We start from the raw sequence: 14,800 nt of genomic DNA on the forward strand, positions 1-14,800 counted from the left end.
GATGCAAAGTTAGCAAGAAAAAGCATATTGCAGTAACATCGGTCTAGATACAAAAAGTTTGTTATAGAGCAAAAGCAAGCCGAACAGATACTTTTGCACATTTATACCAATCGGAATAAATAGCTGATCTATTTTACTGGTTAAAATAACTTACTTTTTTGTTGTAAGTTTCGCAAAGGGAACAACCATTTGCGTCAACTTACGCCTCAAATTAAGCCATTTTTCCTGCGCAAAATTTAGATCACTAATTAACGAGCATCATCGGCTATTTCAATCAGAACCACACTCTCATCAGTACTACTTGTATCGCTAATGATTAAGGGGCCAGAAGTTTCATCATTAAACAAGTTATTAATCACTAATCTGTCAGGTTCACCTTGCAATTCAACAGTATTGGGAGTTTCGCTATCAACTTCAGCCATGACAAGAGAATCATCGGCCTGTGAAAAATCTAATAGTTCATCTAAACGCCCCCCCTGTTCAACATGCAGAATATCACTAATTTCAAGCTGCAGTGCATCATCCATATCGAATTCAGTTTTATTTGCAAACACTTCATTACCTGAATCATTTATCACTGATGTGGGCGTTTCACTGATATATGTAGATACTAGGTTAAAATCATCCTCAATACGTGCATCAAAATCAGTTTCATCATAATCGGCGTAAATCTCAAGCATATCTTGAACATGCACCATGGCAGCATCTTCGGAAATAGCTGAGTGTCCAGTTTCTTCAATAATTGCAATAAGATCCTGCTCTGAGATAGTTGATAAATCAAAATCATTATCTGAAAAGGCATCACGCATCGCCTGTGTAATAACAATGCCATTATAGGCATCACCATCAGAGTCTAAGGACTGCAATAGTACCGCCATGTTTTCGACATATTCATCATTAACATCCGTTCTCGCTACATTAGCTAAATCTTGCAAGAAAATTTGCTCATCATTGATACTATCTGTATCCACAGAGCCAAGCACAACTTCACCTAGCTTGAAGGTGACCGTATCACCTGAAACATAATTGAAAGAGCCATTATCCCCTGTTAACCCTGTTATACCTGAAGATGTAGAGTAGTTAAGTCCGGAGACTATACCATCGATGAATACGCCTTCTTTAACATCGGCACTACTCACATTATAGGTTTTGTTATCCCCACCAAAATAGATGTTTTCAACATTTTTTACACTCAATGAAACATCGGAATTAGTGTTTTGAATTTGCAAAGTACTGCCGACTTTTGTGTATGTGAAATCGTTAGAGTACCCCAGTGCAAAAACAATCGTATCTTTGCCTGCGCCCATGTCAACAGTCCCAGCATTGAGCGTTGATAACTCCTGCATTGATTGGTTAAAGGTCAATAAGTCATCCCCTTTCCCCATTCTGATAACCGCTGAATTTGTAATATCATCACCAACAAAAAGTTTATCATCACCATTGGCGGTATTAATATCGTGCCGAATCTGGCCTTGCACAGAGATAATATCATCATCATCTTCAGTCACAAGATCACTCACGGTATCAGCAGCAATAGCAGTAATAACAGATAGTGCTGAAGAACTATTATTGACAGTAATATTGATAGGTGAAGATATTGAATTGGTATCTCCATTAGAACTTTCTGTCGCAGTCGATACTACATTTAATGTATAGCTTGTCGGAGCTTCGACATTAATAGTCTTCAATTCAATATTATCTAAAGACCAGTTTGATATATCTATGCTTGTAGTAAAAGAGTCCGCCGTAAAGAGATGAATGCCATCCGTCAATGTAAAGCCCACTGGAATGTCGTTTATTACAACAGAGAGGGTTTCAGAACCATCAACATCGTTTAAGGCTGTAGCTATTTGTAGACTGACTGAAGTACCTTCATCAACGATAATGTCATCGGTAACGTTAACCGCTTTTTCGAAGGTTATCGAATTAATTAAATAATCATCATCTTTAAAAGGAGCAGTGAAAATGATCTCATCAAAAGACGAACCATTATTGGGTTTAAAAGTTAAAGCGGGATCAATACGATCAGTTCCACCTTTGTGCACCCCCGATCCAACAACTGCCCCATCTTTCCTAAACTCATAGGCTGCAGATTCGTTGGAGTTTTTCCAAGAAAAAGCAACATCAACTGAAGAGACATCTTGCTCAAATTTAACTACAAGGGATTCCGATTGACCTTTCTCGTTATTATTATTACTTTTATAACCTAACTCTGCATCCGCACCACTAGCCGCTCCACTCACACCGAAACCATCGTGATTTGTATTTTTCTCAACACTAATAGTTGTTGCCTTACCTGCTGCATTAAATGCGCTGACGATAAAGCCACTATTTGTATCGCTAACATTGGCAACTGAAATTTCTTGGCTTACTTTTATTTCATTTGTAATATTAAGTGATGGAGCATTGGCAAAAGGATCATTATCTATTATTGTCGTATTAACACTAGCGGTGCCTATGACTACATTTTCAAATCCACCTCCCGTCACATTTTCGATGCGAATATTAAAGGACTCTGCGCCTTCTGCTGCAACATCATCAATAGTATTAACGATAAGTTGTGCTGTTAATTGGTTCGGTAAAAAGGTAACCGTTTGAGTCACAGGGTTCATATCACCTGAAGCCGTGGTAACATGGTCAATCACGACATCAACGGTCATCTCTTCACGAGGAGCATGGCTCAATGTTAGTGTATAAGTAGCTTGACCACCTTCATCGACAGAGGTATCACCATCTATAGAAAGCGTGGTATCTGTTATTGTGTCAGTAATCAACGTTTTTACAACGGTACTATCGGCATTAAAAATGAGGCGTTCAAAGTTTCCGCCACTGGCCGAGGTAACAGCATTAATTAAATCACTGCTATCGAGGTAGACATCTTCATTCGCAGCAACAACATATTTTAACGTACCACTAACATCACCATCTGCAATGATAATGTTGCCCAAATTAGTTTTTACAATTGTTTCACCTTGACTAGCATTAGTCAGTGTAGCGGTATAAGTAATAGTATCACCAGCTTCACTAATGTGGGTTTTATCAACACTTAAACTGACTGAAGTATTATCAATAGTGTCAACAATTTTGGTCTGCACTATCATAGGATCAATTCTCAATCCTTCAAAGTTTCCTCCAGTTACATTTTCAATAACATTTTTTACAAAACTTGAATTTTCAAGATAAACATCTTCAGTATCAACAACATCGTAGACTAAAACCCCTGAACTCTCCCCATCGGCGATGGTAATGGTGCCTAAGGTCGTTTCAATGGTGGTTATGCCTTGGCTGGCATGGCTTAAGGTCGCCGTGTAGGTGAGCGTATCACCCGCTTCACTTATTTGAGTTTTATCAACTCTCATACTGACACGAGTGTAATCTATATTGTCTTGGATCGCTGTCTCAACGGGGCTATTATCTGACTCTAATTGCTCAAAGTTGCCGCCAGTGGCGGAAGTGATCGCATTGCTGATAGCATCATTATCTAGATAAACATCATCAATACCCGTCACAAGATACTCTAAGGTGCCACTGCTTTGCCCATCGCCAATGGTAATGGTGCCCAAGGTTGTTTCAATGGTGGTTATGCCTTGGCTGGCATCGCTTAAGGTCGCCGTGTAGGTGAGCGTCGCACCCGTTTCGCTAATTTGCTCTTTATCGACGCTGAGGATGACCGTGGTGCTATCAATAGTATCGACAATCGCCGTCTCAACGGGGCTATAATCTGGCTCTAATTGCTCAAAGTTGCCACCGGAGACGGAAGTGATCGCATTGCTCATGCTGCTATTATCTAAGTAAACATCGTCACTGGCGCCAACCACATACTCTAAGGTGCCACTGCTTTGTCCATCGCCAATGGTAATGGTGCCCAAGGTTGTTTCAATGGTGGTTATGCCTTGGCTGGCATCGCTTAAGGTCGCCGTGTAGGTGAGCGTATCACCCGCTTCGCTAATTTGTTTTTTATCAACAGTTAAGTTAACTGACGTGGAGTCTAGTATACTTATTACATTGATCGTCGAGGTGGTGGTCGCCGTCGCACCATCATCATCGGTGGTTACCAAGGTAATGGTTGCCTCACCAAAGAAATTCTCTGCGGGCGTAAAGGTGATCGTGCCATCGGTTTCATTCACCGTCACACTGCCCTGTGCTGCGGGGACAGTGGCAACGGTTGAGACGATAGTGCCATCAATATCCGCCGCTTGATAAGGAACGGTAATGCTACCCGAGTCTTCATCTATGCTGCCGTTGTCTGCACTCAACGTTGGCGCATCATTAATATCATTGACGGTGATCGTCGAGGTGGTGGTCGCCGTCGCGCCATCATCATCGGTGGTTACCAAGGTAATGGTTGCCTCACCAAAGAAGTTCGGCGCTGGGGTAAAGGTGATCGTGCCATCGGTTTCATTCACCGTCACACTGCCCTGTGCTGCGGGGACAGTGGCAACGGTTGAGACGATAGTGCCATCAATATCCGCCGCTTGATAAGGAACGGTAATGCTGCCCGAATCTTCATCCATGCTGCCATTGTCCACACTTATCGTGGGGGCATCATTAATATCATTGACGGTAATGGTCGAGGTGGTGGTTGCCGTCGCGCCATCATCATCGGTGGTTACCAAGGTAATGGTTGCCTCACCAAAGAAGTTCGGCGCTGGGGTAAAGGTGATCGTGCCATCGGTTTCATTCACCGTCACACTGCCCTGTGCTGCGGGGACAGTGGCAACGGTTGAGACGATAGTGCCATCAATATCCGCCGCTTGATAAGGAACGGTAATGCTGCCCGAATCTTCATCCATGCTGCCATTGTCCACACTTATCGTGGGGGCATCATTAATATCATTGACGGTGATCGTCGAGGTGGTGGTCGCCGTCGCACCATCATTATCAGTGGTTACCAAGGTAATGGTTGCCTCACCAAAGAAATTCTCAGCAGGCGTAAAGGTGATCGTGCCATCGGTTTCATTCACCGTCACACTGCCCTGCTCAGCAGGTACTGTAGCTACCGTTGAGACGATAGTGCCATCAATATCCGCCGCTTGATAGGGAACAGTAATACTGCCCGAGTCTTCATCCATGCTGCCGTTGTCTGCACTCAACGTTGGCGCATCATTAATATCATTCACGGAGATCGTCGAGGTGGTGGTCGCCGTCGCGCCATCATCATCGGTGGTTACCAAGGTAATGGTTGCCTCACCAAAGAAATTCTCAGCAGGCGTAAAGGTGATCGTGCCATCGGTTTCATTCACCGTCACACTGCCCTGTGCTGCGGGGACAGTGGCAACGGTTGAGACGATAGTGCCATCAACATCAGCGGCCTGATAAGGAACGGTAATGCTGCCCGAGTCTTCATCCATGCTGCCGTTGTCTGCACTCAACGTTGGCGCATCATTAATATCATTCACGGAGATCGTCGAGGTGGTGGTCGCCGTCGCGCCATCATTATCAGTGGTTACCAAGGTAATGGTTGCCTCACCAAAGAAGTTCGGCGCTGGGGTAAAGGTGATCGTGCCATCGGTTTCATTCACCGTCACACTGCCCTGCGCTGCGGGGACAGTGGCAACGGTTGAGACGATAGTGCCATCAATATCCGCCGCTTGATAGGGAACAGTAATACTGCCCGAGTCTTCATCCATGCTGCCGTTGTCTGCACTCAACGTTGGCGCATCATTAATATCATTCACGGAGATCGTCGAGGTGGTGGTCGCCGTCGCGCCATCATTATCAGTGGTTACCAAGGTAATGGTTGCCTCACCAAAGAAGTTCGGCGCTGGGGTAAAGGTGATCGTGCCATCGGTTTCATTCACCGTCACACTGCCCTGTGCTGCGGGGACAGTGGCAACGGTTGAGACGATAGTGCCATCAATATCCGCGGCCTGATAGGGAACGGTAATGCTACCCGAGTCTTCATCCATGCTGCCGTTGTCTGCACTCAACGTTGGCGCATCATTAATATCATTGACGGTGATCGTCGAGGTGGTGGTCGCCGTCGCACCATCATCATCGGTGGTTACCAAGGTAATGGTTGCCTCACCAAAGAAGTTCGGCGCTGGGGTAAAGGTGATCGTGCCATCGGTTTCATTCACCGTCACACTGCCCTGTGCTGCGGGGACAGTGGCAACGGTTGAGACGATAGTGCCATCAACATCAGCGGCCTGATAAGGAACGGTAATGCTGCCCGAATCTTCATCCATGCTGCCATTGTCCACACTTATCGTGGGGGCATCATTAATATCATTGACGGTAATGGTCGAGGTGGTGGTTGCCGTCGCGCCATCATCATCGGTGGTTACCAAGGTAATGGTTGCCTCACCAAAGAAGTTCGGCGCTGGGGTAAAGGTGATCGTGCCATCGGTTTCATTCACCGTCACACTGCCCTGCGCTGCGGGGACAGTGGCAACGGTTGAGACGATAGTGCCATCAATATCCGCCGCTTGATAGGGAACAGTAATACTGCCCGAGTCTTCATCCATGCTGCCGTTGTCTGCACTCAACGTTGGCGCATCATTAATATCATTCACGGAGATCGTCGAGGTGGTGGTCGCCGTCGCGCCATCATTATCAGTGGTTACCAAGGTAATGGTTGCCTCACCAAAGAAGTTCGGCGCTGGGGTAAAGGTGATCGTGCCATCGGTTTCATTCACCGTCACACTGCCCTGTGCTGCGGGGACAGTGGCAACGGTTGAGACGATAGTGCCATCAATATCCGCGGCCTGATAGGGAACGGTAATGCTACCCGAGTCTTCATCCATGCTGCCGTTGTCTGCACTCAACGTTGGCGCATCATTAATATCATTGACGGTGATCGTCGAGGTGGTGGTCGCCGTCGCACCATCATCATCGGTGGTTACCAAGGTAATGGTTGCCTCACCAAAGAAATTCTCAGCAGGCGTAAAGGTGATCGTGCCATCGGTTTCATTCACCGTCACACTGCCCTGCTCAGCAGGTACTGTAGCTACCGTTGAGACGATAGTGCCATCAATATCCGCCGCTTGATAGGGAACAGTAATACTGCCCGAATCTTCATCCATGCTGCCGTTGTCTGCACTTATCGTGGGGGCATCATTAATATCATTGACGGTGATCGTCGAGGTGGTGGTCGCCGTCGCGCCATCATTATCAGTGGTTACCAAGGTAATGGTTGCCTCACCAAAGAAGTTCGGCGCTGGGGTAAAGGTGATCGTGCCATCGGTTTCATTCACCGTCACACTGCCCTGTGCTGCGGGGACAGTGGCAACGGTTGAGACGATAGTGCCATCAATATCCGCGGCCTGATAGGGAACGGTAATGCTGCCCGAGTCTTCATCCATGCTGCCGTTGTCTGCACTCAACGTTGGCGCATCATTAATATCATTGACGGTGATCGTCGAGGTGGTGGTCGCCGTCGCACCATCATCATCGGTGGTTACCAAGGTAATGGTTGCCTCACCAAAGAAGTTCGGCGCTGGGGTAAAGGTGATCGTGCCATCGGTTTCATTCACCGTCACACTGCCCTGTGCTGCGGGGACAGTGGCAACGGTTGAGACGATAGTGCCATCAATATCCGCGGCCTGATAGGGAACAGTAATGCTGCCCGAATCTTCATCCATGCTGCCGTTGTCAACACTTATCGTGGGGGCATCATTAATATCATTAACGGTGATCGTCGAGGTGGTGGTCGCCGTCGCGCCATCATTATCAGTGGTTACCAAGGTAATGGTTGCCTCACCAAAGAAGTTCGGCGCTGGGGTAAAGGTGATCGTGCCATCGGTTTCATTCACAGTCACACTGCCCTGTGCTGCGGGGACAGTGGCAACGGTTGAGACGATAGTGCCATCAATATCCGCGGCCTGATAGGGAACGGTAATGCTACCCGAGTCTTCATCCATGCTGCCGTTGTCTGCACTCAACGTTGGCGCATCATTAATATCATTGACGGTGATCGTCGAGGTGGTGGTCGCCGTCGCACCATCATCATCGGTGGTTACCAAGGTAATGGTTGCCTCACCAAAGAAGTTCGGCGCTGGGGTAAAGGTGATCGTGCCATCGGTTTCATTCACCGTCACACTGCCCTGTGCTGCGGGGACAGTGGCAACGGTTGAGACGATAGTGCCATCAACATCAGCGGCCTGATAAGGAACGGTAATGCTGCCCGAATCTTCATCCATGCTGCCATTGTCCACACTTATCGTGGGGGCATCATTAATATCATTGACGGTAATGGTCGAGGTGGTGGTTGCCGTCGCGCCATCATCATCGGTGGTTACCAAGGTAATGGTTGCCTCACCAAAGAAGTTCGGCGCTGGGGTAAAGGTGATCGTGCCATCGGTTTCATTCACCGTCACACTGCCCTGCGCTGCGGGGACAGTGGCAACGGTTGAGACGATAGTGCCATCAATATCCGCCGCTTGATAGGGAACAGTAATACTGCCCGAGTCTTCATCCATGCTGCCGTTGTCTGCACTCAACGTTGGCGCATCATTAATATCATTCACGGAGATCGTCGAGGTGGTGGTCGCCGTCGCGCCATCATTATCAGTGGTTACCAAGGTAATGGTTGCCTCACCAAAGAAGTTCGGCGCTGGGGTAAAGGTGATCGTGCCATCGGTTTCATTCACCGTCACACTGCCCTGTGCTGCGGGGACAGTGGCAACGGTTGAGACGATAGTGCCATCAATATCCGCGGCCTGATAGGGAACGGTAATGCTACCCGAGTCTTCATCCATGCTGCCGTTGTCTGCACTCAACGTTGGCGCATCATTAATATCATTGACGGTGATCGTCGAGGTGGTGGTCGCCGTCGCACCATCATCATCGGTGGTTACCAAGGTAATGGTTGCCTCACCAAAGAAATTCTCAGCAGGCGTAAAGGTGATCGTGCCATCGGTTTCATTCACCGTCACACTGCCCTGCTCAGCAGGTACTGTAGCTACCGTTGAGACGATAGTGCCATCAATATCCGCCGCTTGATAGGGAACAGTAATACTGCCCGAATCTTCATCCATGCTGCCGTTGTCTGCACTTATCGTGGGGGCATCATTAATATCATTGACGGTGATCGTCGAGGTGGTGGTCGCCGTCGCGCCATCATTATCAGTGGTTACCAAGGTAATGGTTGCCTCACCAAAGAAGTTCGGCGCTGGGGTAAAGGTGATCGTGCCATCGGTTTCATTCACCGTCACACTGCCCTGTGCTGCGGGGACAGTGGCAACGGTTGAGACGATAGTGCCATCAATATCCGCGGCCTGATAGGGAACGGTAATGCTGCCCGAGTCTTCATCCATGCTGCCGTTGTCTGCACTCAACGTTGGCGCATCATTAATATCATTGACGGTGATCGTCGAGGTGGTGGTCGCCGTCGCACCATCATCATCGGTGGTTACCAAGGTAATGGTTGCCTCACCAAAGAAGTTCGGCGCTGGGGTAAAGGTGATCGTGCCATCGGTTTCATTCACCGTCACACTGCCCTGTGCTGCGGGGACAGTGGCAACGGTTGAGACGATAGTGCCATCAATATCCGCGGCCTGATAGGGAACAGTAATACTGCCCGAGTCTTCATCCATGCTGCCGTTGTCTGCACTCAACGTTGGCGCATCATTAATATCATTGACGGTAATGGTCGAGGTGGTGGTTGCCGTCGCGCCATCATCATCGGTGGTTACCAAGGTAATGGTTGCCTCACCAAAGAAATTCTCTGCAGGCGTAAAGGTGATCGTGCCATCGGTTTCATTCACCGTCACACTGCCATGCTCAGCAGGTACTGTAGCTACCGTTGAGACGATAGTGCCATCAATATCCGCGGCCTGATAGGGAACGGTAATGCTGCCCGAGTCTTCATCCATGCTGCCGTTGTCTGCACTCAACGTTGGCGCATCATTAATATCATTGACGGTGATCGTCGAGGTGGTGGTCGCCGTCGCACCATCATCATCGGTGGTTACCAAGGTAATGGTTGCCTCACCAAAGAAATTCTCTGCGGGCGTAAAGGTGATCGTGCCATCGGTTTCATTCACCGTCACACTGCCCTGCTCAGCAGGTACTGTAGCTACCGTTGAGACGATAGTGCCATCAATATCCGCCGCTTGATAAGGAACGGTAATGCTGCCGCCATCTTCATCAATAACACCATTATCAATAGTAAGCGTCGGTGCTTGATTTATTAAGCCACCAAGAAATAATTCACTTTCTTCAGGTAAGACGAGTGTTGTCGATGAGGTATTAAATCCTTGAGTCTCAAAATTAGTGGTGGCAATGGTTTCAGCTCCCTCTCGAGAAAAATCAACCGGTCCAGAGCTTCCTCCATCGGATGTAGGAGCGCCCGCTGCGGTTTCAATATCCTCAATGGGGCCATCGGTGCCTTCAATTGCAGCTTGAATAGCATTTATTTCAGCTAAATCGTCTTCATTAAGTTGTACTACCGATTCTTCTGTCAACGCATCTTCGTTAACCAGTTCACTCACTTGTTGTAAGTCATCAGTCGTTTTTTCAATGATTATTTCGCTTCTATTTTCATTATCCACAATGGGCGCATCAACCGCTGCAGGGTTATTTTTGCTACTATTCATAATCTATTCTCCATAATTATTACGATTTCTATTGTGGTTTAAATGGTTTGAAGCAAATTAACAAAAAATCCAAGTTCTTTTTATTAACAAATAACTTACAAAATTACTTATAAAAACTGATACTTACATATTACTAAAAGTCAGTGTTCAAAATATATTATATAATTAAATTAATACTATCTATGTGTGAAATATCGCAAAATAAATTTTTACAGGAAACACACATTTAACATTATAACAACAAAAACATATTTTCATTACACCAATCCTACAATGTTAACAAATTTAATTATCTTACTTTTTTACTAAAAAATTTATGCAGGCGTTCATTTAATAGTATAGCCTTTTGTGTATAACATTTTACTCATATAGCCAGTTACCTCAAGTTGCTTTATCAGGAGCCAGACGAATAACAGAGCAAGGAAAGTCGCTCCAATCTGCTTACTTATAAAATTTCTATGTAGAATACAATTTTATGCCTCGCATCTTGGCATGCTAATCCTTGCTTAGTTTGCATTTTGATGTAGCGTGGGTATAAAAGCTCTCTTATGCTATCCTTCCCCCCGTTGGCAAAACTAACTAACATTTTTAAGGATTTTCAGATGGCAATATCGACAGCAACGTTCGCGGGCGGTTGTTTTTGGTGTATAGAAGCAGCTTTCAACTCTTTAAATGGCGTGACTAAGGCCATTTCCGGTTATACAGGAGGAATAACAGCGCATCCCAATTACAAAGAAGTCTGTAGCGGTAAAACTAAACATGCGGAAGCGGTACAAATCAGTTTCGATGACAAAATAATTAGCTACCAAGAATTATTAACTATTTTTTTCGCTTTGCATGATCCTACACAACTTAATAGACAAGGCGATGACATTGGCACACAATATCGTTCTACTGTTTTTTATGAAAGTGAAGAGCAAAAAAAATTAGCCCTTGAAGTTATCAATGATTTAATTCAATCACAGGTATTTACGGATACGATTAAAACTGAGGTTGAAGAGTTAGGCGTATTTTACCCTGCAGAAGTGTATCATCAAGGCTATTTTATGAATAATCCAGAGCAAGCTTATTGTGCCGTAGTTGTTTCACCAAAACTCAATAAATTTAAAGAAAAATATAAAGCTAAATTAAAAAAATAATACCAATCGGATTAAGTATGTGATCTAAATTTTGCGCAGGAAAAATGGCTTAATTTGAGGCGTAAGTTGACGCAAATGGTTGTTCCCTTTGCGAAACTTACAACAAAAAAGTAAGTTATTTTAACCAGTAAAATAGATCAGCTATTTATTCCGATTGGTATAAAACAGTACAAGCCTCTGTCAACTTTTATTGCAGAGGCTCAAAGCGCTTTAAGCGACAATCAATGCACTCGCCAATCCGATTAAACCACCAAATACGCCACCCCATACAACTAACCATCCAAGGTGTTTTTTAATCATTTCTTGAATGATCTGTTTAACTAAGTGTGGTGTTAGTTCATTTAATCGTTGTTCGATAATTTGCTCAATTTTAGCTAAAATATCATTCATCATATCGGGTTGTTCAATCTCTTTTTTTAACAACGCAATAAATTTTTCATCTTCGGTTAATTCAATAATTGATTTCTTCATGTTTTTAATGAAGGGCTCTCTTAAGGGAGTTAATGCCTCTACTCCACCAAACATTCCTAACATTGCACCAAAGGATGAGTTCATAATCACAGTCACTAAACCATCATAGGTTGGGTTAAGGTCAACCTTATCAATTACCGGTGTTAGGTTAAAATGTGTCGGAGAAAGTGCACCTGCATTTAAAAATCAATCCACATTTTCACGAGTAAAAAACTGTTCCATCATCAATCCATGAATGCCTTTTTTAAACTCTTCAAAGTGTGCAGGTACGACACCAGAACCATACAAAAAAGGCACTTTTTCAAATAACATAAAGACAGCTAACCAATTGGTTAAAGCACCAGAAAGTGCAAACAAGCCAACCATTGTTAATATTGTGGCTAACTCACTTTGTCCTAAAAGTAATCCCAAAACTAAAATGACTGCTGCAATAAAATTAGTTATAAAACTTTTATTCATATTTATTCCTCAAAAAAAATCCAGTCACTAATTAATAGTCACTGGATTCTATTTTACTCATGGCACATCTTAATTATTCGGCGGCAATATCTGCACGTAGATTTAAGCTTCGTAACGCTTTATCTAAAACACCATTAACAAATTTATAGGATTCATCCGTTGCGAAATCTTTTGCTAATTCGATAGCTTCATTGAGTACAACTTTATGCGGAACATCCGTACGGTAGGTTAACTCAAACATAGCGATACGTAAAACAGCCAAGTCAACCATATCAACATCACTAATTTTACGTGATAAATAAGGTGATAATTTTTCATCTAAATTATCTACTCGATTAATAACACCCGTTAGCAACTCTTTAAAATAAGAGACATCTGTTTTAGATAAATCTTGATCAACCATAAATTGCTCAATAATTTGTCCTGCATTCAGCTTAGTTATTTGCCATTGATAAACCGCTTGCACTGCAAATTGTCGAGCGCGACGGCGCTCAGCCGGTTTCATTTTCATTATCCAAGTTCCGCCATAACGTTAACCATCTCAAGTGCACTTAGTGCAGCTTCACTACCTTTATTGCCCATTTTTGTTCCAGCGCGTTCAATTGCTTGATCGATTGAGTCTGTCGTTAACACGCCAAACGCAACGGGTACATCAAATTCAAGTGACACCTGAGCCAAACCTTTATTGCACTCATTAGCAACAAATTCAAAGTGTGGTGTGCCACCGCGTATCACCGTTCCTAAAGCAATAATAGCATCATATTTTTTAGATGCGGCAACACGTTTTGTTGCCAATGGTAATTCAACCGCACCAGGTACACGTACAACAGAAATATTATCATCTTCAACTTGACCAGTACGTTTAAGGGTATCAAGCGCCCCAGCTAATAACTGCTCATTAATAAAGCTGTTGAAACGAGAGATTACGATTGCTATTTTCGCGTGTGGTGCCGCTAATCCACCTTCAATTATTTTCATTTTCTACCCTTATTAGTACAATTTTGTGCATTCTAGCACATTTTATGATTAATGCTTATTACTCAGTGATGTAATCAACCACCTCGAGCCCAAAACCTGCCAGTGCGTGATATTTTTTCTCAGAGCTTAATAATGCCATTTTTTGCACGCCCAAATCGCGCAATATTTGCGAACCGACACCAACGCGTCGACTCGCCCCCTGAGGTTTATTGGCAACCCGTTCGCCCGCATCCTGTTGTGCAATATGTTTAACTTGCTCGATCAATGATTCAGCTGTCTCTTGGTGCCCAAGCATAACTAATACCCCACCATCTTGTGCAAGACGTTGTAATGCATTATGCAATGGCCAAGTGCGCGTAGCGAAGCGGTCGGAGAAAAAATTATCGCTAAATGTATTTTGTAGATGTACCCGCACGTTAGTGATATGTCCTGATTTAATTGCACCATTCACCAACGCAAAATGTACTTGTTTATCGATAGTATCTTGATAAGCCACTAAATCAAACTCACCAAATTCCGTCGGTAACTTACATTCACTTACGCGCTCAATGGTTGTTTCATTATTATTACGGTACTCAATTAGATCCGCGACTGTGCCTAATTTCAAACCATGTTGTTGCGCAAACTTTTCTAAATCTGGGCGGCGCGCCATGGTGCCATCTTCATTAAGTATTTCTACAATAACACCAGCAGGCTCTCGCCCGGCTAAACGCGCCAAATCACAGCCGGCTTCAGTGTGCCCAGCACGAGTAAGCACGCCTCCGGGTTGTGCTTTCAATGGGAAAATATGACCGGGCATAACAATATCAGTCGGTTTAGCATCTTTAGCAACGGCAGCCTGAACAGTAATAGCACGATCTGCTGCAGAAATCCCCGTCGTCACACCTTGAGCAGCTTCAATTGAAACCGTAAAGTTGGTTTGATATGCCGCTGTATTATCCGCCACCATTAAAGGTAAATTAAGTTGCTTACAGCGAGCCTCTGTTAACGTTAAGCAAACTAATCCTCGACCATATGTAGCCATGAAATTAATGGCTTCGGGTGTCACTAGGTCTGCAGCCATGATAAGATCGCCTTCATTCTCACGATCTTCATCATCCATCAAAATAACCATTTTACCCAAACGAATATCTTCTATAATTTCAGCAGTTGTATTTAATTTCATTTTCTATCCTTGTGGTGCTTTTTATAGCAGCCCCATATTCTTTAAAAAGA

At 44.6% G+C, this 14,800-nt stretch carries 5 protein-coding genes and 1 pseudogene; 1 reads left to right on the forward strand and 5 read right to left on the reverse strand.

The features are described from left to right. Window positions 1-248: 248 nt before the first annotated feature. Window positions 249-10,538, reverse strand: a complete 10,290-nt coding sequence (locus AB2N10_RS06880; RefSeq protein ID WP_369434539.1) for a tandem-95 repeat protein — start codon at window positions 10,536-10,538, stop codon at window positions 249-251. Between the two features lie 602 nt (window positions 10,539-11,140). Here AB2N10_RS06880 and msrA point away from each other — a divergent pair. Then, window positions 11,141-11,677, forward strand: coding sequence for a peptide-methionine (S)-S-oxide reductase MsrA (gene msrA, locus AB2N10_RS06885; RefSeq protein ID WP_354624544.1), 537 nt, complete (start codon window positions 11,141-11,143; stop codon window positions 11,675-11,677). 210 nt (window positions 11,678-11,887) lie between these two features. On the opposite strand, the pseudogene AB2N10_RS06890 reads toward msrA, so the two are convergent. The 4 genes and pseudogenes from AB2N10_RS06890 to ribBA all read right to left on the reverse strand — a co-directional run bounded on the left by AB2N10_RS06890 (window position 11,888) and on the right by ribBA (window position 14,750). Continuing rightward, window positions 11,888-12,607, reverse strand: a pseudogene (locus AB2N10_RS06890) (DUF445 domain-containing protein). Window positions 12,608-12,680: 73 nt separating this feature from the next. Then, on the reverse strand, window positions 12,681-13,112 hold the full coding sequence (gene nusB, locus AB2N10_RS06895; RefSeq protein ID WP_354624566.1) for a transcription antitermination factor NusB: 432 nt from the start codon (window positions 13,110-13,112) through the stop codon (window positions 12,681-12,683). 5 nt (window positions 13,113-13,117) lie between these two features. Next, window positions 13,118-13,585: a 6,7-dimethyl-8-ribityllumazine synthase gene (ribE, locus tag AB2N10_RS06900; RefSeq protein ID WP_369434540.1), complete on the reverse strand. Its 468-nt coding sequence runs from the start codon at window positions 13,583-13,585 to the stop codon at window positions 13,118-13,120. Window positions 13,586-13,643: 58 nt separating this feature from the next. Further along, window positions 13,644-14,750 (reverse strand): bifunctional 3,4-dihydroxy-2-butanone-4-phosphate synthase/GTP cyclohydrolase II, encoded by a 1,107-nt coding sequence (gene ribBA, locus AB2N10_RS06905; protein ID WP_354624547.1) that lies wholly within the window; start codon window positions 14,748-14,750, stop codon window positions 13,644-13,646. Between the last annotated feature and the right edge of the window lie 50 nt (window positions 14,751-14,800).

This window comes from Psychromonas sp. MME1 (genome assembly GCF_041080865.1).
Classification (GTDB): domain Bacteria; phylum Pseudomonadota; class Gammaproteobacteria; order Enterobacterales; family Psychromonadaceae; genus Psychromonas.